17 protein-coding genes and 2 pseudogenes are annotated in these 22,416 nt (G+C 63.0%); 2 read left to right on the plus strand and 17 right to left on the minus strand.

What is annotated here, in order from left to right; all coding sequences use genetic code 11:
• Positions 1-3: 3 nt before the first annotated feature.
• The 6 genes from DA1_RS10945 to DA1_RS10970 all read right to left on the minus strand — a co-directional run bounded on the left by DA1_RS10945 (position 4) and on the right by DA1_RS10970 (position 7,578).
• On the minus strand, positions 4-456 hold the full coding sequence (locus tag DA1_RS10945; RefSeq protein WP_034395624.1) for an acyl-CoA thioesterase: 453 nt from the start codon (positions 454-456) through the stop codon (positions 4-6).
• A gap of 9 nt (positions 457-465) precedes the next feature.
• A complete protein-coding gene (locus DA1_RS10950; RefSeq protein ID WP_034395621.1) occupies positions 466-2,106 on the minus strand; it encodes an AMP-binding protein in 1,641 nt (546 codons plus the stop codon).
• A 41-nt stretch (positions 2,107-2,147) separates the two neighbouring features.
• On the minus strand, positions 2,148-3,317 hold the full coding sequence (locus tag DA1_RS10955; protein ID WP_013801799.1) for an acyl-CoA dehydrogenase family protein: 1,170 nt from the start codon (positions 3,315-3,317) through the stop codon (positions 2,148-2,150).
• A 1-nt stretch (position 3,318) separates the two neighbouring features.
• A complete protein-coding gene (locus DA1_RS10960; RefSeq protein WP_034395618.1) occupies positions 3,319-4,176 on the minus strand; it encodes an enoyl-CoA hydratase family protein in 858 nt (285 codons plus the stop codon).
• Positions 4,177-4,221: 45 nt separating this feature from the next.
• Positions 4,222-5,025, minus strand: coding sequence for an SDR family NAD(P)-dependent oxidoreductase (locus DA1_RS10965; RefSeq protein WP_034395614.1), 804 nt, complete (start codon positions 5,023-5,025; stop codon positions 4,222-4,224).
• 204 nt (positions 5,026-5,229) lie between these two features.
• Positions 5,230-7,578: a bifunctional salicylyl-CoA 5-hydroxylase/oxidoreductase gene (locus tag DA1_RS10970; protein ID WP_034395611.1), complete on the minus strand. Its 2,349-nt coding sequence runs from the start codon at positions 7,576-7,578 to the stop codon at positions 5,230-5,232.
• Positions 7,579-7,765: 187 nt separating this feature from the next.
• On the opposite strand from DA1_RS10970, the gene DA1_RS10975 reads away from it, so the two are divergent.
• Together DA1_RS10975 and DA1_RS10980 are read left to right on the plus strand one after the other, a co-directional pair.
• Entirely contained in the window at positions 7,766-8,020 is a 255-nt protein-coding gene (locus tag DA1_RS10975; protein ID WP_017407498.1) for a DUF7661 family protein, read from the plus strand.
• On the plus strand, positions 8,017-8,763 hold the full coding sequence (locus tag DA1_RS10980) for a hypothetical protein (protein WP_034395606.1): 747 nt from the start codon (positions 8,017-8,019) through the stop codon (positions 8,761-8,763). The genes DA1_RS10975 and DA1_RS10980 overlap by 4 nt, the downstream gene beginning before the upstream one ends.
• Before the next feature lie 34 nt (positions 8,764-8,797).
• Here the strand turns inward: DA1_RS10980 and DA1_RS10985 are convergent, their stop codons facing one another.
• The 11 genes and pseudogenes from DA1_RS10985 to DA1_RS11010 all read right to left on the minus strand — a co-directional run bounded on the left by DA1_RS10985 (position 8,798) and on the right by DA1_RS11010 (position 22,414).
• A complete protein-coding gene (locus DA1_RS10985) occupies positions 8,798-9,184 on the minus strand; it encodes a hypothetical protein (RefSeq protein WP_034395603.1) in 387 nt (128 codons plus the stop codon).
• A 331-nt stretch (positions 9,185-9,515) separates the two neighbouring features.
• Entirely contained in the window at positions 9,516-10,043 is a 528-nt protein-coding gene (locus DA1_RS30340; RefSeq protein WP_155294309.1) for a hypothetical protein, read from the minus strand.
• Entirely contained in the window at positions 10,021-10,263 is a 243-nt protein-coding gene (locus DA1_RS30345; protein ID WP_155294308.1) for a hypothetical protein, read from the minus strand. The genes DA1_RS30340 and DA1_RS30345 overlap by 23 nt, the downstream gene beginning before the upstream one ends.
• A gap of 75 nt (positions 10,264-10,338) precedes the next feature.
• Positions 10,339-10,740, minus strand: a pseudogene (locus tag DA1_RS31285) (RHS repeat-associated core domain-containing protein); the annotation flags it as partial.
• Between the two features lie 357 nt (positions 10,741-11,097).
• Positions 11,098-11,676, minus strand: coding sequence for a hypothetical protein (locus tag DA1_RS30350; protein WP_155294307.1), 579 nt, complete (start codon positions 11,674-11,676; stop codon positions 11,098-11,100).
• 182 nt (positions 11,677-11,858) lie between these two features.
• A pseudogene (locus DA1_RS31520) lies at positions 11,859-12,264 on the minus strand (RHS repeat-associated core domain-containing protein); the annotation flags it as partial.
• Positions 12,265-12,674: 410 nt separating this feature from the next.
• On the minus strand, positions 12,675-17,276 hold the full coding sequence (locus tag DA1_RS10990) for an RHS repeat-associated core domain-containing protein (protein ID WP_080736939.1): 4,602 nt from the start codon (positions 17,274-17,276) through the stop codon (positions 12,675-12,677).
• 78 nt (positions 17,277-17,354) lie between these two features.
• Positions 17,355-19,712 carry a type VI secretion system Vgr family protein gene (locus DA1_RS10995; RefSeq protein ID WP_034395600.1) on the minus strand — a complete coding sequence of 786 codons (2,358 nt, stop codon included), beginning with the start codon at positions 19,710-19,712 and terminating at the stop codon, positions 17,355-17,357.
• A 235-nt stretch (positions 19,713-19,947) separates the two neighbouring features.
• A complete protein-coding gene (locus DA1_RS11000) occupies positions 19,948-20,661 on the minus strand; it encodes an ABC transporter ATP-binding protein (protein WP_034395598.1) in 714 nt (237 codons plus the stop codon).
• Entirely contained in the window at positions 20,661-21,455 is a 795-nt protein-coding gene (locus DA1_RS11005; RefSeq protein ID WP_034395595.1) for an ABC transporter ATP-binding protein, read from the minus strand. The genes DA1_RS11000 and DA1_RS11005 overlap by 1 nt, the downstream gene beginning before the upstream one ends.
• Positions 21,452-22,414 (minus strand): branched-chain amino acid ABC transporter permease, encoded by a 963-nt coding sequence (locus tag DA1_RS11010; RefSeq protein WP_034395592.1) that lies wholly within the window; start codon positions 22,412-22,414, stop codon positions 21,452-21,454. The genes DA1_RS11005 and DA1_RS11010 overlap by 4 nt, the downstream gene beginning before the upstream one ends.
• Between the last annotated feature and the right edge of the window lie 2 nt (positions 22,415-22,416).

Here is a 22,416-nt window from a genome sequence, read left to right on the forward strand (position 1 = left end):
GCTTCATCCTGTTCTCGTTGAATCCATAAAACCGTCCTGCGGCACCAGATAGGCCTGCAGGCGCTCGCGCAGATCGGCCGGCAGTGGCGTGGCCTTCATGCTGCGCAAATCCATGGTGACGATGGTCATGCGCGCACACAGCCGGCGTTGGCCATCTGGCCCTTCGAAACGCACATCGAACTGGAACGATGCCCCGCCGATGCGGCGCACCTCCAATACCTGGCGCAGCGTGTCGTGCCAGCGGCTGGGCGCCGTGAAATCGCATTGCACCGACACCGTGGGCGTGCCCACCTGGCGCTGTACATGCAGGGTGTGGAATGGCAGGCCCATTCCCCTGTCGAACCATTCCTCGACCAGGTCGTTGACCATCTCGAAATAGCGCGGGTAAAAGACGATGCCGGCCGGATCGCAATGGCGAAACAGCACCTGCACCTGGCTGACGAAGGCGGAGGCCATGGCGCGCGCTCACGGCATCTTGCGCAGCACGAATCGCTGCAGCTTGCCGGTCTCGGTGCGCGGCAGGGCCGGCACGAAGACAATGGCGCGCGGGTACTTGTAGGGCGCAATGCTGGCCTTGACGAAGGCCTGCAGCGTGGCGGCCATGTCGTCGCCGGCCGCAAAGCCGGGCTTGAGCACCACAAAGGCCTTGACCACCTGGCCGCGCTCGTCGTCTGCCGCGCCGATCACGCCGCATTCGGCCACGGCCTCGTGGCGCAGCAGCGCATCCTCCACCTCGGGGCCGGCGATGTTGTAGCCGGCCGAGATGATCATGTCGTCATTGCGCGCCTGATAGAACAGATAGCCGTCGGCGTCGCGCACAAAGGTGTCGCCGGGCAGGTTCCAGCCGTTTTGCACAAAGCGCTTCTGGCGCTCGTCGGCAAGATACCGGCAGCCGGTCGGCCCCTTGATGGCCAGGCGGCCGGGCGTGCCGTCGGGCACGGGCTGCATGTCGTCGTCCACCACCTGGGCCACGTAGCCGGGCACGACCTTGCCGATGGCGCCCGCGCGCACCTCCTCGGGCGGGCTGGACACGAAGACGTGGATGAGCTCGGTGCCGCCGATGCCGTCGATCATCTCGATGCCCGTGGCCTGCTTCCACAGCTGGCGCGTGGCGTCCGGCAGGGCCTCGCCCGCCGACACGCTTTTCCTGAGCGACGACAGATCGAAGCGCGCTGCCTGCGCCGCCATCTGCCGGTAGAAGGTGGGCGCGGTGAAGACGATGGTGGCGCGGAAATCCTGCACCAGCTGCAGCAGCCCTTCGGGCGTGAGCTTTTCGGCCAGCACGGTGCTGGCGCCTACGCGCAGCGGAAAGCACAGCAGCCCGCCCAGGCCAAAGGTGAAGGCCAGCGGCGGCGTGCCGCAGAAGATGTCGTCCGGGCCCGGCCGGATCACATGGCGCGGGAACAGGTCGCACATGGCCAGCACGTCGCGGTGGAAATGCATGCAGCCCTTGGGCGCGCCCGTGGTGCCGCTGGTGAAGGCGATCAGGCAGACATCGTCTGCCGCCGTATCGCAGCAGTCGAAGGTGTCGGGCTTGGCTGCGGCCAGGGCGTCCAGCGCATCGGCTGCGCCGTCGTTGAAATACAGCACGCGCGAAAGGTCCGGGCAATGGTGTTCATGGCCGGGCTGCAGGCACAGCTGCACTTCGTCCTTGAGGCGCACATCGCACAGCACGGCCTGCACCTGGGCCTTGGCGATGATCTGCTGCAGCTCCTTGGCACGCAGCAGCGGCATGGTTGGCACCGTCACCAGCCCGGCCTTGATGGCGGCCAGCCAGGACGCGGCCATCATGGCGTTGTTGGGGCCGCGCAGCAGCAGCCGGTTGCCGGGCACCAGCTGCAGGTCTTCCACCAGCACATGGGCGATGCGGTTGGTCAGCGCCTGCAGTTCGGCATAGGTCATGGCGGCCTGGTCCGCGCCCTGCCTCCAGCGCAGGGCCACACGGCCGCCCTGGCCGCGCGCCACCATGGCATCGACCAGTTCGGCCGCGCAGTTCAGGCGTTCGGGATAGGCCACGTCCGGTCCGTCGAGCAGGAACTCGGGCCATTGGTCGGGCGGCGGCAGATTGTCCCGGGCGAAAGTATCGATGTGGGCGGAGGCTTGCATGCGATGTTCCCTGGCTTTGCGTTGAATGGGCAGCCTGCCGCTCAGGCCTTGAGCAGCTCGCGCGCGATGATGAGTTTTTGCACCTCGGTCGCGCCCTCGTAGATGCGCAGCGCGCGGATCTCGCGGTACAGCGTCTCCACCGGCATGCCCGAGACCACGCCTGCCCCGCCGAACATCTGCAGCGCGCGGTCGATCACGGCCTGGGCCGATTCAGTGGCCGTCATCTTGGCCATGGCCGCCTCGCGCGTGGTGCGCGTCTTCTTCACATCGCGCATCCAGGCGGCGCGGTAGGTCAGCAGGGCCGATGCGTCGATGGCCGTGTCCATGTCGCCCAGCGCGGCCTGGGTCAGTTGCAGGTCGCCCAGGGTCTGGCCGAACATGCGGCGTGACTTGGCGCGTGCCAGGCCTTCATCCAGCGCGCGGCGCGCAAAGCCCAGTGCGGCGGCGGCCACCGAGGCGCGGAAGATGTCCAGCGTCATCATGGCCAGCTTGAAGCCCTGCCCCGGCTCGCCCAGGCGCTGCGACACGGGTATGCGGCAGTTGTCGAAGCGGATGGTGGCCAGCGGGTGCGGCGCAATCAGTTCGATGCGCTCGCCGATCGAAAAGCCCGGCGTGTCCGCATCGACCACGAAGGCGCTGATGCCGCGCGCCCCGGGTGCCTCGCCCGTGCGGGCGAACACGCAGTAGAAGTCGGCAATGCCGCCGTTGGAGATCCAGGTCTTGGCACCGTTGAGCACATAGTGGTCGCCTTCGAGCCGCGCCTCGCAGGCCATGGCGGCCACGTCGGAGCCGGCATCGGGCTCGGACAGCGCAAAGGCCGCAATGGCCTCGCCGCGCGCCACGCGCGGCAGGTAGCGCTGGCGCAGCGCATCCGACCCCATGAGCGATATCGCACCGCTGCCCAGGCCCTGCATGGCAAAGGCGAAGTCGGCCAGGCCTTCATGGCGGGCCAGGGTCTCGCGCAGGATGCAGACCGCACGCGAGTCCACCTCGGGCAAGGCCCCGCCCCAGGCGCCGCCGGGGCCAGACGGCACGGCATAGCGCAGCCAGCCGGCCTGGCCCAGGGCCTTCACCAGTTGGCGGCAGGCCGCATCGGCATCGTGGTGGTCCACATCGCCCAGGGATTGGGCGCACCAGGCGTCGGCCTCATGCGCCAGCGTGCGGTGGGCGTCGTCGAAGAAGGGCCAGTCCAGCCAGGAGGAGTCACGCATTTCAGTTTCCTTCAAAGACAGGCTTTTGCTTGGCCACGAAGGCCTCGTAGGCGCGGTGGAAGTCGCGCGTCTGCATGCAGATGGCCTGGGCCTCGGCTTCGGCCTCGATGGCCTCGTCCACGCCCATGTTCCATTCCTGGTGCAGCAGCTTCTTGGTTACGCCATGGGCAAAGGTGGGGCCGGCGGCCAGCTGGGCGGCCAGCGCATGGGCGGCTTCGCCGATCTGCTCGGAGCCGTGCAGGGCATTGAAGAAACCCCAGGCTGCGCCCTCCTCGGCCGTCATGGCGCGGCCCGTGTACAGCAGCTCGGAGGCGCGGCCCTGGCCGATCATGCGCGGCAGCAGCGTGCAGGCGCCCATGTCGGCACCGGCCAGGCCTACGCGGGTGAAGAGAAACGCCGTGCGCGCGGCCGGCGTGCCCAGGCGCATGTCGGCCGCCAGCGCGACCATGGCGCCCGCGCCCGCGCAGATGCCGTCCACCGCCGCCACGATGGGCTGCGGGCAGGCGCGCATGGCCTTGATCAGATCGCCCGTCATGCGCGTGAAGTCCAGCAGCTCGGGCATGCTCATCTTGGTGAGCGGGCCGATGATCTCGTGCACATCGCCGCCCGAGCAGAAATTGCCGCCCGCGCCCGTGACCACCACGGCCTTGATGTCGGTGGCATAGACCAGGGCGCGGAACAGGTCGCGCAGCTCGGCGTAGGAGCCGAAGGTCAGCGGGTTCTTGCGCTCGGGCCGGTTCAGGGTGATGGTGCCGATCTTGCCGTCGGCCGATACCTGCCACACAAAGGTCCTGGCCTCGTAGCCGGCCAGGGGGCGCTTGTGGTGCTTCATGCTGTGTTCTTCGGGCTGGGTGCTCATGGTGTCTCCATCAAGAATTCAGAAAACGGGGGGAGTGGACCGGGTTCAGCCGGTCATCACCTCGCCGCCGTCGACGGCAATGGACTGGCCGTTGACCGAGGCGGACGCCGGCAGGGCCAGCCAGGCCACGGTCTCGGCCACTTCCTCGGGCTGGACCAGGCGGCCCTGCGGGTTGCGTTCGGCCAGCCTGGCGCGGGCCTCATCCGCCGTCATGCCGGTCTTGTCCACGATGTTGGCCACGGCGCCGCGCACGATGTCGGTCTCGGTATAGCCGGGGCAGACGGCATTCACCGTCACGCCCTTGCCTGCGGTCTCCAGCGCCAGCGAGCGCGTGAGGCCGATCACGCCATGCTTGGCCGCGCAATAGGCGCTGACATAGGCATAGCCGATCAGCCCTGCCGTGCTGGCCACATTGATGATGCGGCCCCAGCGCGCAGCCAGCATGCCCGGCAGCGCGGCCTGCATGCAGTGGAAGGTGCCTGTGAGATTGACGGCCAGCATCGCCTGCCACAGTGCGGCATCGGTGCGCTCGAACTTCTGGCTGCTGGCCTGGCCTGCGTTGTTGACCAGCACCTGCACGGGGCCGAAGGCCGCCTCGGCCTGCGCGAAGGCCTGGCGCACCGAGGCCTCGTCGGCAATATCCGCCTGCACGGACTGCACCATCTGTGCTGCCTGTGCCGTGCCGCCCAGCTCGCGCACGGCAGCCTCCAGCGCCGCACCATCGCGACCCAGCAGCGTGACCCGCGCGCCGCGGGCCAGCAGCGCCCGCGCACAGGCCAGGCCTATGCCGCGCGCCCCGCCCGTCACCAGGGCATGGCGCTCTTCAAGAAGATTCAAAGATATGGTCATTTCAATCACCCGTGGCGATGCGAGCCACCCGCAACCTATGAAACCGGCGCGCCACACAGCGAGGGACGCCGAGGAAGGGCCTGGGCCGGCCGCGCCGCCCCGCACCGACGGTATCGCCGGTGGCCCGTATGCCCCCCTCCCGCGAAGCGAGAGAGGGCGCCGTGCACACGGGGGAAGGCGCGAAGCGACTCAGGGGGTGTAGTTTCATTTCGCGTCCAACTGCGCCATGGCGGCGGCGCGTTCGAAGTTGGTTTCCAACTGGCGCTTGCCGGGCTGGTACTGGTTCGGCCAATCCACATCCTGCGCACCGAGTCTCGCAGCCTCGCGCAGCGTCCAGGCCGCATCTGCCAGGTGCGGGCGCGCCAGCGCGCACAGGTCGGCCCGGCCCGAGGCGATGATGGCGTTGGCATGGTCGGCCTCGAAGATGGCGCCCACGGCAATGGTCGGTATGCCGGCCTCGTTGCGCACGCGGTCGGCAAACGGCGTCTGGTACATGCGGCCGTACACCGGCTTCTGGTCGGGGCTGACCTGGCCCGAGGAGCAGTCGATCATGTCCGCGCCCGCCGCCTTGAAGCGGCGTGCGATCTCCACCGCATCGTCGGGCGTGATGCCGCCTTCCACCCAGTCATGGGCCGAGATGCGCACCGACATGGGCCGGTCCTGCGGCCAGGCTGCGCGCACCGCCTCGAACACCTCCAGCGGAAAGCGCAGGCGGTTGTCCAGGCTGCCGCCATATTCGTCATCGCGCTGGTTGGTCAGCGGCGAGATGAAGCTGGACAGCAGATAGCCGTGGGCGCAGTGCAGCTCCAGCCAGTCAAAGCCCGCTGCCGCGGCGCGCCGCGTGGCGGCCACGAAGTCCTCGCGCACGCGGTCCATGTCGGCGCGGGTCATGGCGACGGGCACTTGCGAGAGTCCCTCGATATAGGGCAGGGCCGATGCCGACAGCAGCGGCCAGTTGCCCTGCTCCAGCGGATGGTCGATCTGCTGCCAGCCCAGCTGGGTGGAACCCTTGCGCCCCGCATGCCCCAGCTGCACGCCAATGTGCGCACCGCCCTGCGCGTGCACGAAATCGACAATGCGCCCAAAGGCCTGCGCCTGCTCGTCGTTCCACAGCCCGGGGCAGCCGGGCGTGATGCGCGCGTCGGGCGAGGTGCAGGTCATCTCCACCATCACCAGGCCCGCGCCGCCCATGGCGCGCGCGCCCAGGTGCACCAGGTGGAAGTCGCCAGGCACGCCGTCGGTGCAGGAATACATGGCCATGGGCGAGACCACGATGCGGTTCTTCAGCCGCAGGCCGCGCGCCTGGTAGGGCGTGAGCATGGGCATGGGCGGGCGGCGGCCTTCGGGCACGGTCTCGCCCGCATGCTCGGCAATCCAGCGCTCGAAGCCCTGCAGCCAGGCGGCATCGCGCAGGCGCAGGTTCTCGTGCGAGATGCGCTGCGAGCGCGTCAGCAGCGAATAGGCGAACTGCTCCGGCTCCAGGCCCGCATAGCGCTCCACGTTCTCGAACCATTCCGTGGAATTGCGCGCCGCGTTCTGGATCTTGAGCACCTCCACGCTGCGCACATCCTCGTAGTGGCGCAGGCCGGCCTCGATGCCCGCCGCAGACCGCAGGCTGCGTGCCAGCTCGATCGCATCCTCCAACGCCAGCTTGGTGCCCGAGCCAATCGAGAAATGCGCCGTGTGCGCCGCATCGCCCATCAGTACCACGGGCACGCTGCGCGGGCCGCGCGGCGTGTCCAGCGCGTTCCAGTGCACCCAGGTATTGCAGATCACGCGCGGAAAGCGGATCCAGATGGCCGAGCCGCGCAGGTGCGTGGCATTGCTGACCAGGGCATGGCCGTCCAGCCAGGGGGCGAACAGTTTTTCGCAATAGGCAATGCCCTCTTCCTGGCTCATCTGCTCTATGCCGGCGGCCTGCCAGGTCTCCTCGGGCGTCTCCACGATGAAGGTGGACATGCCGTCTTCGTAGCGGTAGGCATGGGCCTGGAACCAGCCGTGCTCGGTCTGCACGAAGGCGAAGGTGAAGGCATCGAACACCTTGGTCGTGCCCAGCCACACGAAGCGGCAGCGGCGCTGGTCGATATCGGGCCGAAAGGTATCGGCATAGCGCGTGCGCACCTGGCTGTTGATGCCGTCCGAGGCGATGACCAGGTCGGCGTCGTACTCGCGCGCAATCGCCTGGTCGTCCTGCACGAAGTTCTCGAACACCAGCTTCACGCCCACGTCCTCGCAGCGCGCCTGCAGGATGTTGAGCAGCTTCTTGCGGCCTATGCCGATGAAGCCATGGCCGCTGCTGCGCAGGCTGCGGCCCTTGAAGTGGATGTCGATATCGTCCCAGTGGTTGAAGGCGTCACCAATGGTGCGGGCCGATACGGGATCGGCCTCGCGCAGGTTGTCCATGGTGGCGTCCGAGAACACCACGCCCCAGCCAAAGGTGTCGTAGGGCCGGTTGCGCTCCACCACCGTGACCTCGTTGGCGGGGTCCTGCAGCTTCATCAGCAGGCCGAAGTACAGGCCGGCGGGACCTCCACCGATACAGACGATCTTCATACCGCAAACCCTTTTCTCGCAGGGCGACGGCACAGGACGCCCCAGGTTCAGAATCCAGGCCCAAGAACTTTAAGCCTGAATAGTTTAGGTTTGAAATATATAGACGAAACGCCGGCACGAACCTAGGGAGAACACGCATGAGCTCCCCGACAGCCGCTACGATGCCGGATCACCAGGAGGATCTCCCTTGGAAAAATACCGGTTCAATGTCTTCGGCCGCATCATCGCCATCGAACGCGCGCAGGCCCAGTGGCGCTGCTTCAACGTCGGCGCCGACGGCAAGCGCGCGCCCGCCCTGCTGGCCATTCCCTGCGATGTCACCCACGCCGAACTGGCGCAGTACCTCTACGACATCTACCACGAGAGCGCAGCCGCATCGGACCAGGACATCTTCGAGATCACCCCCGGCACCACCATCCCCTCACCCAGGAGTTCCTCTTGAACCAGCAAACCGAAGTCCGCGAACTGAAGCCGGGCCTCAGCCCCTTTCCCGCCGCCGCCGACATCTTCGTGGCCGACCAGCCCTGGCTGGCCGAGCACCTGCTGCCGCTGATCTCCATCGACCTGGGCCTGGTGCGGCCCGAACTGGCCGGCACCGTGGTCCACATGCTGTGCCCCGTCGAGCCCTTCGAGGGCTGCATCGGCGATGAGACCGAAGCCCACCACAACGCCTTCACCGCCCCCAACTGGTTTGCGCTGGAGCTGACGCCCGACAACCGCTACCGCTTCCTGGGCAACGAAGGCTTCTTCCAGCGCGCGCCGCAGCATAGCGGCCAGTTCACCAAGGATGCCTTCGCCTGCGAGCACACCGACGAAATGCTGGCCAGCCACGCCAAGGCCAGTGCCTACTACGCCGAACACGGCCGCCTGGCCAGCTACTCGCGCTACGGCAAGGGCGAGCCCATGGAGCACGACTACCTGGACAGCCTGGGCGGCGGAATCTGGTACGGCAACTGGACCGGCCACCCGCCCATTCCCCCGGCCTTTCAGCTGGACGAAGCGGAAAACGCCGGCATGGGCGATGAACTGGAAGACGACGGCATCCGCATCACCCGCGACGGCAAGCCCTTCTTCCACGTGGCCAACGTGGCCGGCTACAACTGGTGCGCCACGGGCGCGGACAGCATCCTGCTGTTCTACGAGCCGGAAAGCCGCACGGTGCTGTTCACCTTCGACTGGACCTGAGCCGCCGGCACGGGGCCGCTCAGACGCGCCCAGGCTAGGGCGTGACGATCAGATGCGCCAGCAGCGGCCGGATGCGATCGTCCTGGTAGTAGCCACCGTACTCCGTGTAGCGCAGAAAGGCGGCATTGCAATGGTGGCAGCGCCAGAGCGTGCAGCGGTTGTACGGGTGCCAGCCCAGGGCGATGGGGGCATCCGGCGACCACTGGTTCGTGCCCTGTGGGTGGTATTCCTCAAGCAATTCCCGTGTCTCCGGCGTGCCCAGCGCACCAACCTGCTGCAGATGCGAAGTCTTGTCCGCCCCCGACAAGGACTCCCAGCCCGGCCTCCACAGCACAGCGCAGTCCGTGCATCGCTGCTGCTCGGCCGCCGCCGCGGCGAAGGCTCTCAATTCGGGTTCAGGAAGGGGGGTTGAAGTTGTCATGGAACGGTGCCTTGGTTTCCATGGATTGTCCGGCAGGTTTGGGGGCGGGTTTGGCAGGGGTTCATATTCCGTGGCAAAGCACTGCATCGGGTGCTGACCCGCCTTCGCATCAAAGTACTGGCCCTGGAATCTCAGATGCTCTTAGACCTCTAGTGGTGATACGCGTGCTGGCAACAGGTGCTGTGCTGGTCTCATATATGGCGGGCCCGGCCTGCTCACCCAGAATGGCCTAGGCACTGGGCGACAGGCCGCAGTCCATGGGTCTGGCACAGGTGTATTTGATATCTTCTAAATTTCCGAGGATTCTCATCGTTGAGCAACTTATTTTAATTTAATCTTGCCGCTGCGAATTTCCAGCCTCATATTGATATTTAGTAAATTCCTCCAAAACAAAAATATTATCAGAACTTATCAATACACCCATCTCCATCAAATAGCAAGATAATTTAGGGTAGAGAATAATACCACATTCATGAGAATTTATATTCCTTTTCTGTGTCATGGTTTTTTTAACAATGGATTCTTTTTCTTTATTTCTTCTTAAGTCAAGAAGGCTTAACGCATTTAATTCATTATCAACCCCTGACTTGCATAGCATTGTTGCAAACCCCAGGTCGTCATCATAATTTAAGTAACTTAATTTGCAAAAATCTGGAATATAAATTTCATAATTATTGATATTAACAATAGAATGTTCGTGAATATTATTATTTTTCGATTTAAATTCAATCAACTGAATACATCCAGAGATAAAAAACATTGTCGAGAGCAATAAAATTGCTGCATGAAGTATTTTCTTTATCTTTTTAGAGTGAATATTAATCATAGCACCAGATTTATTTATGGATTGATTTTTCAAGCGCTCCTCCGGTTAGCGTTGCGGTTACCTTCATGCCACTTTTATATGCTTCACGCATAGCTTCAATAGCTTCTTTTTCGGATTCCTCCGCTTGACCATTCATTACCTCAAGATCTTGAGCGGATTTAGGACAATTGGGAGGTGTTGGCACAGCAATACATTTGTATAAATCGACTTTTGCCTGATTGGCTCTTTCCGTCTTTTGATGTGCATCTGCCACATCTTTCCCAAAATTTGCAGATTTCCTTGCTTTATTAGCTGTACTTGCAGCGGCACCAACACCTCCTTATCCTTGCAACCCCAGTGAATCTATCCACGAGGGCGGATCTGCTGGGTAGTCATAGTGACTAGTGCCTCCATTCCATCCAATCGAATCCTGATTCACATAACTCCCCACCACCGGATCGTAATACCGATGACGGTTGTAATACAGCCCCATTTCCCTGTCATGGTGCTCCCCGGCAGCCGGATCGCCTGGTGGATGCCCTGCGGGTTGTATTCCTGCAGCACATTGCCCGAGGGAACCAGCTTTGCAGCCCAGGCCACTTGGCCGGTCTGGTCCGTCAGGGCAATTGGTATGTCCAGATGGTCGCAGTGGTAGTGGAAGATGGTGATGTGGGCGTGCTGTTCTCTTTCCTGTTTTTGCAGTTTAGGCCTGCATGCCGCTGAGCAGGCCTGTGGTGCTGTCGGCGGCCTCATTGGCTCGGTACCTGGAGAGGGCTTTGTGCGTCTGCGATGGAGTTGGGTTACTGTTCCATCCTGACCATACCCACCCGCGCAACTTCGCTGTTTCGGACATATCCTCAGCCTATGGAAGCTCTGTATAAATCAAACTTCCGAAAAGCAGGCTGTTAAAAATCAATGACTTTCAATGTCTACAAAATAGAAATCGTGCTTTGTGCAGAGGTTCCCTAAGTAAATACCCAGCCTAGCCCCAAAGCACAGTCAATTAATTAGAATAAATACCCTACTTGCGTTAATAGCAATAAATACACCGAATTCAAAGATATAGATAATCCGCAACAAACCAATCAATGATCTCCTAGCAAGAATTCTATTGATAATCAATTTCTACTAAGCAGATGTAAGATTGCGATTTATATGGAGTTCTCATGGTCATCCTTGCATGTGTAGGCTTACTTGAGAAAATAGCATTTCTCCCATCAATATCCCTGGAATAGAGAATTATTTCATCTTTGTTTAAAAGCATATGAATTTGAACATTTTCCAAATTCCTCGATATTTTCTGCCCAATCTTTTTATCAGGGCTATTTATATAAATCGTTCCACTATTTTTTATTTCTTCCAACAAAACCGATAGCGAATTTTCTTGCCTCCCCTTTGATTCATACTCATTTCTATGTCCGACACCAAATGCATATTTTACAGGAAGAAAATTACCATTCTTTATTAACCCAGGTTCAACCATCCAAGAATAGTTGATTTCATTTTTTTCATTACTTCTATCATTAATAATCCATATTTTTTGATCTTTATCAATGATTTGAAAACTGGCTACAAATTTCTTTGAATCTACGCCAACCAAACATTCTGGCTCTCGATTTTCAATATCTTTGGCGTACGATGAAGAAAAATTCAAACAAATAGCAAATACATAAAATAAATATTTCATCGTCGAGTGCCTCTTGTTCTAGTCCTGATTTTTTGCATCATTTCCAATATATCGTCCGTATCTGCTGTAGGAGCGGTGCCTGGCCCGGTGGGGTCGCTCTTCAGTCGGGATTTATTGCATTTTTCGCCAACTGGCAAAGGCATTGATTTAGGAGTGGAAGGAATACTATCGTGGCTTCTTGTCAGTGGATTTGAGGGATAGGTGAAGAAATTTACCCCACCCATCAACCCGATCGGATCCTGATTCACATAAATCCCCACCACCGGATCGTAATACCGATGCCGGTTGTAATACAGCCCCGTTTCCCTGTCATGGTGCTGCCCCGGCAGCCGGATCGCCTGGTGCAGGCCCTGCGGGTTGTACTCCTGCAGCACATTGCCCCAGGGGTCCAGCTTTACGGCCCAGGCCACCTGGCCGGTCTGGTCCGTCAGGGCCATTGGCGTGCCCAGTGGGTCGCAGTGGTAGTGGGATGGCGATGCGCTGTTGCCGCTCCTGTTCCTGCAGTTTTGCCTGCATGCCGCTCAGTAGGCGTGTGGCCCCCTCGGCCTGTTCGCCTAGGATCGCCTGGGCGCTGGGCTGCAGGCTGTGCGCATGGCGCTCAGCATAAAATCGCCCCATCTGGCACATTCAAATTGGTTTATTTTTTATTTCAAATATGACAAAAATCATAGACGAAATGATGCCAGCAAAAAAACCAAATATCAGATAATAAAAATCGAGAAGATCAATTGCCAAGGATAAATTGAAAAATAATTTCTTAATTGTGATGACTGCAAGTGCTCCAATAGTTGCAGAGATACAGAAATAGAAAAATATGCCGTATTTGTTTTTTAAATGCCCAAGAAATAATTGAAACAAAAAATTAAGAGGCAGCGAAATTAGAAAAACGAATAAGAAAAAATAAACATAAAGCGATTTATAATCTTTATCCGTCATTAACCCCGTAAAGAGAAATCCAATAATTACAGATGAAACGATGCTTGGCTGTATTAACTTAATCATTTGCAGCTTTCCGCATATTCGAAGACATTTTTATCAACTTGGCCCCAAAGTGTGTCTGCAAGTGCACTGTTTATTCCACCCATAGGACCAACACCTTCCCCGAACGTATGCACTGTCACCTCAGTTGCGCTTTCTGAGACCCAACGGCGTACTATTCCTGGGTAGAGTAGGTGCGAATTTTCCGTAACGTTAACGACCATTGTACGATCTGAATTAACTACATGGCTCACGGGGCCCACAGGAATTGCGAAACCGCGCTGGCCGTTTTGTATAGGCTCCCCTTTTGCACCTGGAGCTGGATAACGCATTAGTCCTTCGGATACGTTTTTAAGAGTGCAGCCACTTGTACTCTTCTTGCAAGAATTCCTCGTGTTGTAACTGTGAAAGTCGTTGTTGCCTTCATCAAAAAGCATTACTCCGTTACTGTCTTCGCCTAGCAATCCGGGGTAGCTCTTTCTATTGTTGCTTAAATAGCCCCGTTGCGCCATTGTTCCTGGCTCAAGACCAAGCGGGTCGGCCAAATTAACCGGCGAATTTCTAACATATCCGTAGGGGTTAGTCCCACCCATCAAACCAATCGGATCCTGATTGATATAACTCCCAACCACCGGATCGTAATACCGATGCCGGTTGTAATACAGCCCCGTTTCCCTGTCATGGTGCTGCCCCGGCAGCCGGATCGCCTGGTGCAGGCCCTGCGGGTTGTACTCCTGCAGCACATTGCCCCAGGGGTCCAGCTTCGCGGCCCAGGCCACTTGGCCGGTCTGGTCCGTCAGCGCCATGGGCGTGCCCAGGTGGTCGCAGTGGTAGTGGTGGATGGCGATGCGGGCGTGCTGTTCTTTTTCCTGTTCCTGCAGCTTTGCCTGCATGCCGTTGAGTAGGCGTGTAGTGCTGTCTGCCTGTTCGCCCAGCATGGCCTGGGCACTGGGCGGCAGGCCATGGTCCAGGGTATGGCGCAGGTGGCGGGCGGCGTCTTGTTGCATGTCGCGCGGCATGGCGCTGAGCATGGTTTGCATGAGGGCCAGGGCCGGCGTGTGGTTGGGGTCGTCCTGGTCGGGCAAGCCTGCGGTGATGGCCTGCACCAGCAGGTGGGGCTCGCTTTGCGGGTCGCCGCTGGCCGTGGTGCTCAGGCGCACCAGGGGGGTGAAGCTGCCCGGTTCGTAGATGGTGTGCTCTATGTGGCGCGCGTCGTCGCCATGCTGCAGGCGTTCGGTGTGGATGAGGCGGTCGCCGTCCCAGCCGTAGTAGTGGGTGTGGGTGGATTCTGTGGAGTCCGCGCTTTCGACCTGCTGCTTGAGCCTGCGGCCCAGGGCGTCGTAGGTGTAGCGGCTGTGGTGGCGCAGTTGCTCGGCGTTGCCCTGGATCTGGCTGCTGCGCACCGCTATGAGCTGGTGGGCTCCGTCGTAGTGCAGTTGCTGCTGGCTGTGGTCTGCCTGCATTTGCGCGATGCGGTTGCCGCAGGGGTCGTAGCGCCAGACGCAGTCTTCGGTGAAGCCGATGCGGTTGTCTTCCCAGCGCTGCACGGGGCCTTGCCGCTGGCCTGCAAGGTGGGCCAGGCCCATGAGGTTGAAGTCGGTGTGCCGCCAGTGGGCGTGGACCTGGGCGGCCCAGTTGTCCTGGGTGTTCGTCTGGCACGGTGCACCGGGTGCTGGCAGGCGGTTGCCTGCAGGGTCGATCTGCCAGCGGGTGGTGGTCTGGGGGTCCTGGCTGTCGGTGGCCGCTCTGAGGCGCCCGGCGCTGTCGTAGCCGTAGCGCAGCAGTTGTGCGGCCTGGCCCGGGGCGCCGGCCTGTTCGATGGCAACGAGCTGGCCCAGGCTGTCGCAGTGGTAGCGACGGCCGAGGATCTGGCCTATGAGGGGCTGGACCAGGTGGTCCCTGCCTTCCGTGCTTTGCAGGCCCGTGGTGCCAAGGGCCGTGAGGCGGCCCAGGCTGTCCCATTGGCGTTGCACCTGCAGGGGGTTGTGTGCGTCTGCTGCAGAGGTGGGTGAGTGCAGGCTGCGGCGGACTTCGCGGTGCAGGTTGTCGCGCTCGAAGTCGATGAGGCTGGCTCCGTTGAGCTGCAGTCCGTGCACATGGCCTGAGCCGTAGGTGAGCCAGGCGATCTCCCCCAGGCCTTGCAGCTGGCTGTGCTGGCGTGCGCCCAGCGCGTCCAGGCTGTGGGCGATGCGGTGTTCGTATTCGATCTGCTCTGCGCCCCCGTTGCCGCCCCCGTCCTTGCCTGGGCGGTACAGCTGCTGCACTTCTGCGGTGATGCGGCCCAGGGCGTCGCGCTCCAGTGCTATGCGGCTTTGCAGTTGGATGGTGTTCTCTGCGGTGTTCTCGCCGGTGTGCTGCCATACGCTGGCCGCCGTGAGGCGCCCGGCGGCATCCCATTCGTAGCGGTGGGTTTGTGCGGGCGCATGGGGCGTGGCGGGCAGCTGGCGTTCGGCGAGGCGCCCGCCTTCGTCCCAGCGGTAGTGGCTGCTGCTTTGCTGTGCGGCGTTGCCGTCCGTGGCTTCGAGGAGCTGGCCTGCCGCGTCCCAGCGGTAGCGCTGCAGCCGTTGGTCAAACCCTTCTTCCTGCACGAGCCGGTCCAGTGCGTCCCAGGCAAAGCGGCTTTGCGCTCCGTTCTCGTTGACGAGGCGCAGGAGGCGGCCGGCGCTGTCGTATTCGAAGGCCAGGGTGAGGCCGCCATGTGTTCGCTGGACCAGCCTGCCCCAGAGGTCGTAACGCAGGTGGATGCTGGGGTCGGCGGTCTGGGTTTCGCTGGAGGTGCCGGCAGGCTGGGCCGGATCGATGCGCGTGAGGTGGCCTGCACTGTCGTAGTGGTAGCGCTCGATCTGGCCGTTGGGCAGTTCGCTGGCCACGATGCGGCCCTGGCCATCGCGCTGGTGGCGTTGGCGCTGGCCCAGGGCGTTGTCCACTTCGATGAGCGCGCCCCAGCGGTCGTAGTGGTAGTGCGTGCTGTGGCCCGAGCAGTCGGTGTAGCTGAGCAGTTGGCCCGCGTCGCTCCAGGCCAGCTGTTTGCTGCCACCCTGGGCGTCTTCGATGCGCCGGGGGCTGTCGCAGGTGAGCGGCGCTTCCTGGGGGTCGGGGTAGTGGTAGCGCTCGGTGCTGCCATCGGCCTGGGTGATCTGGATGAGACGGCCCCAGGCGTCGTATTGGTAGCCGGTGGTGGCGCCTGCCGTGTCGGTCGCGCTGAGCAGGCGGCCGGTGGCTTCGTCGTGTTCCTGTTGGGTGCTGCGCCCGTCGGGCAGTTGCACGCCGAGGAGCCGGCCCTGGCCGTCGCGCCTGAGGTGGACGCTGCGCCCCAGCGGGTCGGTGCGCGAAGCCAGCCGGCCGAAGCTGTCGTAGGCCTGCAGCCAGCGGCTGCCATCGGCCTTGTGGTGGGCAACGAGGCGCGACAGGCCCGCCTCGCCTTCGAAGTAGTAGGTCTCGATGCGATCCAGGCTGTCGCTGACGCGGGTGGCGGCGCGCGGCTGGCCGTCGGGGTCCGGGGGCTGGGCGAGGTAGTCGAAGCGGTAGGACAGGCCTTCCTGGTTGCTGTGCTCGATGACGCGGGCACCGGGCTGGGCGCTCTCGTAGCGGTAGCGGTGCCAGGGGCCGCTGGCATGGCGGTGGGCGCTGATGCGGTGGTGGTCCCATTCGAATTCGCGCACGAGCTGGCCTGCGCGGTCGTGGACGGTGATGAGGTCGCCTGCGTTGCTGTAGCCGTAGCGCACGAGGGCGATGGGGGTGGACAGGGGATGCAACGGGTCCTGCACCAGATCCACGCCTGTGACCCGCCAGCCGTCGTCGGTTCCCCACAAACCCAGCGCATCCCTGCCGCCATGGATGCGCTGGTGCAGCAGCCGGTAGCGGCGGCCTGTGCCGTCGCTCAGCGAGACCAGGCGCCCTGCGGGCACAGCCTCTTTGCTGGCACTGTGGCCGGCCTCGGGCGTGGTGCCGTCGCTGTAGTGGTAGAGCTGGCGGCGCCCGAAGCGGTCGATCTGGGCCATGAGGAGCCAGGGACCGTCGACAGGTCCACCGGGCGCAGGACCAAAGCCCCAGAGTGTGTCGCCATCGCCGCTGACCGCGAGGATGGCTTGCGGGTTGCGCACCAGCGCCTGCTCCACATGGCTCCAGCGTGGGTTCGCCGCCCAGGGGGCGGTACCGCCGTCCGGCTCCGTGCTGCCGCCGCGCAGCAGCCAGATGTCTTCGCTGGCACTGTGCAGCTGGCCGCCCGGCACCAGAGGCTGGTCGAAGGTGATGACGCGGCCGCTGGCATCCAGCAGCAAGGTGGCCTCTTCCTGCAGGCGGATGCTGAGCTCCTGCAGCAGGTGCCAGCCATGGCCCAGCAGGCCGCAGGCAGCGCCGTGCTCGGGGTTGACGTAGCTGCTGTACTGGCGCTGCCAGGCCACAGGCAGCGCAGCCGATGGCAGGGCGAAGTCCAGGTCTTGTGCGCCCAACAGGACCTTGGCGCCCAGCTGGGGGTTGACGGGGGAACTGACGGTGATGCCACCTGGGCAGACGGAGCAGGCCAGGCCCCCCTGGCTGCCGATGAGCACGGTGAGCGAGCCGGTGACGATCTTGCCCTTGACGACGCTGTCGGTGATACGGGCTGCGGGTTGGCCACTCATGCGAGGCTGCTCCTGGAGAGGTGAGAGAGAACGGGACGGCGGATGCGGGGAATGCAGGGGCTGCAGGACATGCGGGCCTCAGCAGTTGAGCCGGTCCGTGGGCGAGAGAATCTGGATGTCGCCGGGCGTGATGCGGATGGTGCTTTCGCCGCAGGTCAGCAGGATTTCCTGCTGGGCTTCGAGCCGGATCTTGGCGGCGTTGAGCTCAATGCTTTGCCCATCCATGGTGAGCTGGGAGGCCTTGCCGCCTCCACCGCTGCCGCTGTCACCACCGCCACCGCCACCGCCACCGGGCGCCGTGATGTTCATGGCCATGCCGCCTCCCGCGCCACCACCGCTGCCGCCACCACCTCCGCCACCACCGCCCACGGTCAGCGAGTACTGCGAGCCCACTTCCGTGCTTTGCTTGCTGCCGACCTTGACCTGGCGCTCCTGCCCCACGGTGAGGTTCTGGCTCATGCCGACCGTGGTCTGCATGGCCACACCGATGTTCTCCATGTAGTTGACGCCGATGTTCATCATCTTCATCACACCCACGTTCTGCATGTAGGCCATGCCTATGGTCTGGGTCTTGAGCAGGCCGACCGTGACGTGCCAGTTCTGGCCTATCTTGTCGGTCTCGGTCTTGCCGATGGTCTTGCTGCGGTTCTTGCCGATGGAGATGTTCTCGTCGATGCCGACGTCTTCATTGCGGTTGTCGCCGATGCTGATCTTCTCGTTGTGGTCCACCCGCTCCGTGCGGTTGTTGTGCACGGTGATGGTCTCGTCGCGGTCCACGGTCTCCGTGCGGTCGCGGTGGATGACGTTGGTTTCGTCACGGTCCACCGTCTTGCGCCGGTCATTGCCCACCCATTTGTCCTCGTCGTTCTCGACTTCGGTGAGCTGGTCCTTTTGCGCGTGCAGCCACAGCTGTTCGGCGCCGGCCTTGTCCTCGAAGCGGATGGCGTTGGCGTCGCCCGGGCCGTTCTTCATGCCCGCGCCTGCGGCACCGCCCTTGCTCGATCTGGTCTTGATGCCCGATTGCGTGGCGTTGGCCGGCAGCGCCCAGGGCGGCATGTTGGCCGCGTTGTAGACGCAGCCCGTGACGATGGGGTAGTCCGGGTCGCCGTTGAGGAAGTCCACCACCACCTCGTGCCCTATGCGCGGGATGGAGATGGCGCCAAAGCCCGGGCCGGCCCAGTTGGTGGCCACGCGGATCCAGCAGCTGGAGTTCTCGTTCATGCCGCCCAGCCGGTCCCAGTGGAACTGCACCTTGATGCGGCCGTATTCGTCGGTCCAGATTTCTTCTCCGGCCGGGCCCACGACGACGGCAGTCTGCGGGCCGGTGGTGCGCGGCTTGGGCGTGGTGCGCGCGGGCGTGTAGGCAAGACTCGTGGGCTGAGCCTGCAACTCGTAGCGCTGGAAGGAGCCGTCTTCCGCGGCGCTGCCCTTGGCGCCCGGAGCCACGGCACTGACGCGGGGGTTCTCCTTCAAGTGGTAGCTCAGGCCCGTGATCAGGTACTGCTGGTTCTGGTCGCCGCGCGGGTAGTTGTAGAGGCTGAAGGTGTAGCCCGTGGCCAACGCCCGGTGGCAGGACTGGCCCCGCACCCGGCTTTGGCCCGTGAGGCTTTCCTTCAGGCGCACGCGGATGTAGTCCTCACCGTCGCTCAGCTGGGTGTAGCCGCCCGGCCATTCGTAGATTTCGTGGCCGTCATGGGCGTGGCCCGGTGGGTCGCGCCGCAGGTGGGTGAGGTCGGCCCGGGGTTTCTTGAAGTCGTAGTCGTCGCTGTAATGGCGGCCCGATTTGATTTCCTGCTCCAGCTGCCAGGCGTGGATGTTTTCCTGATCGCCTGCGGCGGCTTTTTCCGGGGGATAAAAGGGAATGGAGGCGCCCCCGGGCAATACGCTGTGCGAGGCAATGATGTCGTCGCACAGCACCAGGGTGTGCTGGCCTGAGGCATGCTCGAAGAAGTAGTAAATGCCTTCGTGCTCCATCAATCGCGATACGAAGTCGCAATCGCTTTCGTTGTATTGAACGCAGTAGTCCCAGCTGCGATACGCACGCGTGAGTTTCTTTTGCAGGGGATGGCCATAGACGCCCAATACCTGCTCGATGATGTCGGGCACGGTCTGGTTCTGGAAGATGCGAAAGTCGCTCTTGCGCGTGGCCAGCCACAGCCAGGGGCTCAGGCGCGCCTTGTAGGCGTAGTGGCGGTGGTCCTGGCCCTGCATGCCGAAGCGGGTGACGATGCCGTCAATGAAGCGCCTGCCGCCGCCCTGGGTTTCTATTTCTATGGTGGCGTTTTTGCCCAATAGGGCCTTGGGATCGATGCTTTCGCTTTCGCTGAGCATTTCCACATCGAGGCTGAAGAGCTGGCTGATGTTTTCCTGGCCGCGCAATTCACGGAAATGCAGCTGCTCGCCCAATGGCGTGTGTATGGTGACTCGGCGTGTCATAGTGCGCGCCGCCCTGGGGGCGGCCTCCCTGCTCTTGGTGAGCGGGGATCATAGACAAGCCGATGGCCATAGGGCAATCAAATGCAGGGCCGGATACATCCTGTAAATGTAAGCAATTGCCTATCTTGGATACAGGCCTGTATTTGAATGGCATGCCACCCATTGATCTTCAATGCCATTCAACCCTCCATCGCGCCTTGAATTTCGCCTTGAACCGCGAATGCATTGCGCGTGCTCACACTCCCAAATACCGTTCCCACAGCGCTCGATCCCCATCCAGCGCGGCCGAGTCTCCGCTCCACACGACCTTGCCGCGCTCCAGGATGAGGTGGCGGTCAGCCAGGCCCAGCAGGCGCTCCACGTATTTGTCGATGACCAGGATGGTCTGGCCGGCGGCACGCAGCTGGGCCAGGCAGGACCAGATCTCTTCACGGATGCGGGGGGCCAGGCCCTCGGTGGCTTCGTCCAGGATCAACAGGCGCGGGTTGGTGACCAGGGCGCGGCCTATGGCCAGCATTTGCTGCTCGCCGCCTGACAGCTGGTTGCCCATGTTGGCGGCACGCTCGCCCAGGCGGGGAAACAGCGCGAACACGCGCTCGGGCGTCCAGGGCTCGGCCGCACCGGGGCTGCCCGAATTGCGATGGGCCACAAAGGCCGTCAGGTGCTCACGCACCGTGAGGTTGGGAAAGCACTGGCGGCCTTCGGGCACGATGGCCACGCCGGCGCGGGCGATGCGGTCGGTGGCCCAGCCGGCGATGTCCTGCCCGGCAAACACCATCCGGCCGGCGCGCAGGGGTAGCTGGCCCAGCAGCGTGCGAAGCAGCGTGGTCTTGCCCATGCCGTTGCGGCCCAGCAGGGTGACGACCTGGCCTGCCTCGATGCGGAGATCCACGCCGAACAGCACCTGGCTGGGTCCGTAGCCGCTTTGCACGGCCTGCATTTCGAGCATCACGCGCCCTCCTTCACTTCTTCGTCGCCCAGGTAGGCCTGGCGCACGTCGGCGTTGCCACGTATCTCGTCGGGCGTGCCGGTGGCGATGATGCGGCCGTAGACCAGCACGGAGATGCGGTCGGCCAGGCGGAACACGGCCTGCATGTCGTGCTCCACCAGCAGCATGGCGGCACGGCCGCGCAGGGATTCGATCAGCTCGGTCAGGCGCAGTGTTTCATCAGGCCCCATGCCGGCCATGGGTTCGTCCAGCAGCAGCACGCCGGGGCGCGCGGCCAGGGCCAGCGCAAACTCCAGCTTGCGCTGCTCGCCATGCGGCAGCGTGCCTGCGGGGCGCTGCAGCAGGCTGGCGTCAATGGCGCATTCGCGCGCCAGCTCGCGGGCCTGCTCGTAGAGCGCGGTCTCGGCCGCGCGCGAGCGCCAGAAGCTAAAGCTGCTGCCCGCATGCGCCTGCACGGCCAGCACCAGGTTGTCCAGCACGCTGGACTGCTTGAAGATGTTGGTGATCTGGAAAGACCGCGACAGCCCCGCCGCCACGCGCTGGTGGGCGTTGAGCGCGCTCACATCGCGCCCGGCCAGTGCCAGGGTGCCGGCGTCGGCCGCCAGCGTGCCGGACAGCAGATGGATGAGCGTGGACTTGCCCGCGCCATTGGGGCCGATCAGCGCATGGATCTCGCCAGGCGCCAGCGACAACGAGACATGGTCGGTAGCCAGCAGCGCGCCAAAGCGGCGCACCAGGCCCTTGGCTTCCAGGGCCGGGGTGGGAATGGAGATAGGGTTGGCCGCGCCCCTCATGCCTGCCTCCCGCGTGCGGGCCACAGGCCCATCAGGCCGCGCGGCGCACCGAACACCACGCACAGCAGCAGCAGGCCCAGCGGCAGGTGCCAGTACTCGGTCCACATGCGAAGCACTTCCTCCAGGGTCAGCATGACGACGGCGCCGGCCACGCCGCCCCAGCGCAGGCCCACGCCCCCTACCAGCACCATGATCAGCAGGTTGGCCGACTGGGTCCAGTGCATGAGGCTGGGGGAGATGAACAGGTTGTGGTTGGCCAGCAGCGCGCCCGCCAGCCCGGCCACGGCGCCGCTGAGCACAAAGGCTGCCAGCTTGATGCGATAGACCGGGTAGCCCAGCGACTCCATGCGCGACTCGTTCTCGCGCACGCCCTGCAGCGCCTTGCCGAAGCGCGAATCCACCAGCCGCCCGAACACGGCCATCAGCACCGCGAACAGCACCAGCACCACGTAGTAGAAAGAGACATCGTGGCCCAGGTCCAGCCCGGGCAGCACGGAATGGCCGGGCAGGTTGAGCCCGTCCTCGCCGCCGTACTGGCGCAGCGAGATGAAGATGTAGAACAGCATCTGCGCAAAGGCCAGCGTGATCATGATGAAGTACACGCCGCGCGTGCGCAGCGACACGGCGCCCGTGGCGGCGGCCAGCAGCCCGGCCAGCAGCGCGGCGGCCGGCCAGGCCACCAGGGCCGAGGTCACGCCGTTCATCGCCAGGATGCCCACCGCATAGGCCCCCGCACCGAAGAAGGCCGCATGCCCCAGCGCCACCATGCCGCCATAGCCCAGGATGAGGTTCAAGCTGGTGGCGGCTAGCGCGTAGATCAGCACGCGGCGCACGAAGGAGATGTAGAAGTCCAGCCCCAGCGCCGGAGCCACCAGCGGGAAAATCGCCAGCGCCAGCAGCGCCAGCACGGTCCAGAAGAACCGGGCCTGGAACCTGCCTTGTAATGTGCTGTGTTCCATGC

It is taken from the genome of Delftia acidovorans NBRC 14950, from assembly GCF_001598795.1.
Lineage (GTDB): Bacteria > Pseudomonadota > Gammaproteobacteria > Burkholderiales > Burkholderiaceae_C > Comamonas > Comamonas acidovorans.

Coding starts and splice junctions, on each gene's coding strand:
- DA1_RS10990 (WP_080736939.1), bottom strand. CDS start 17,276: ATGAGTGGCCAACCCGCAGCCCGTATCACCGACAGCGTCGTCAAGGGC.
- DA1_RS11005 (WP_034395595.1), bottom strand. CDS start 21,455: ATGAGGGGCGCGGCCAACCCTATCTCCATTCCCACCCCGGCCCTGGAA.
- DA1_RS10950 (WP_034395621.1), bottom strand. CDS start 2,106: ATGCAAGCCTCCGCCCACATCGATACTTTCGCCCGGGACAATCTGCCG.
- DA1_RS10945 (WP_034395624.1), bottom strand. CDS start 456: ATGGCCTCCGCCTTCGTCAGCCAGGTGCAGGTGCTGTTTCGCCATTGC.
- DA1_RS11010 (WP_034395592.1), bottom strand. CDS start 22,414: ATGGAACACAGCACATTACAAGGCAGGTTCCAGGCCCGGTTCTTCTGG.
- DA1_RS11000 (WP_034395598.1), bottom strand. CDS start 20,661: ATGCTCGAAATGCAGGCCGTGCAAAGCGGCTACGGACCCAGCCAGGTG.
- DA1_RS10955 (WP_013801799.1), bottom strand. CDS start 3,317: ATGCGTGACTCCTCCTGGCTGGACTGGCCCTTCTTCGACGACGCCCAC.
- DA1_RS10985 (WP_034395603.1), bottom strand. CDS start 9,184: ATGACAACTTCAACCCCCCTTCCTGAACCCGAATTGAGAGCCTTCGCC.
- DA1_RS10965 (WP_034395614.1), bottom strand. CDS start 5,025: ATGACCATATCTTTGAATCTTCTTGAAGAGCGCCATGCCCTGGTGACG.
- DA1_RS10995 (WP_034395600.1), bottom strand. CDS start 19,712: ATGACACGCCGAGTCACCATACACACGCCATTGGGCGAGCAGCTGCAT.
- DA1_RS10960 (WP_034395618.1), bottom strand. CDS start 4,176: ATGAGCACCCAGCCCGAAGAACACAGCATGAAGCACCACAAGCGCCCC.
- DA1_RS10970 (WP_034395611.1), bottom strand. CDS start 7,578: ATGAAGATCGTCTGTATCGGTGGAGGTCCCGCCGGCCTGTACTTCGGC.
- DA1_RS30350 (WP_155294307.1), bottom strand. CDS start 11,676: ATGAAATATTTATTTTATGTATTTGCTATTTGTTTGAATTTTTCTTCA.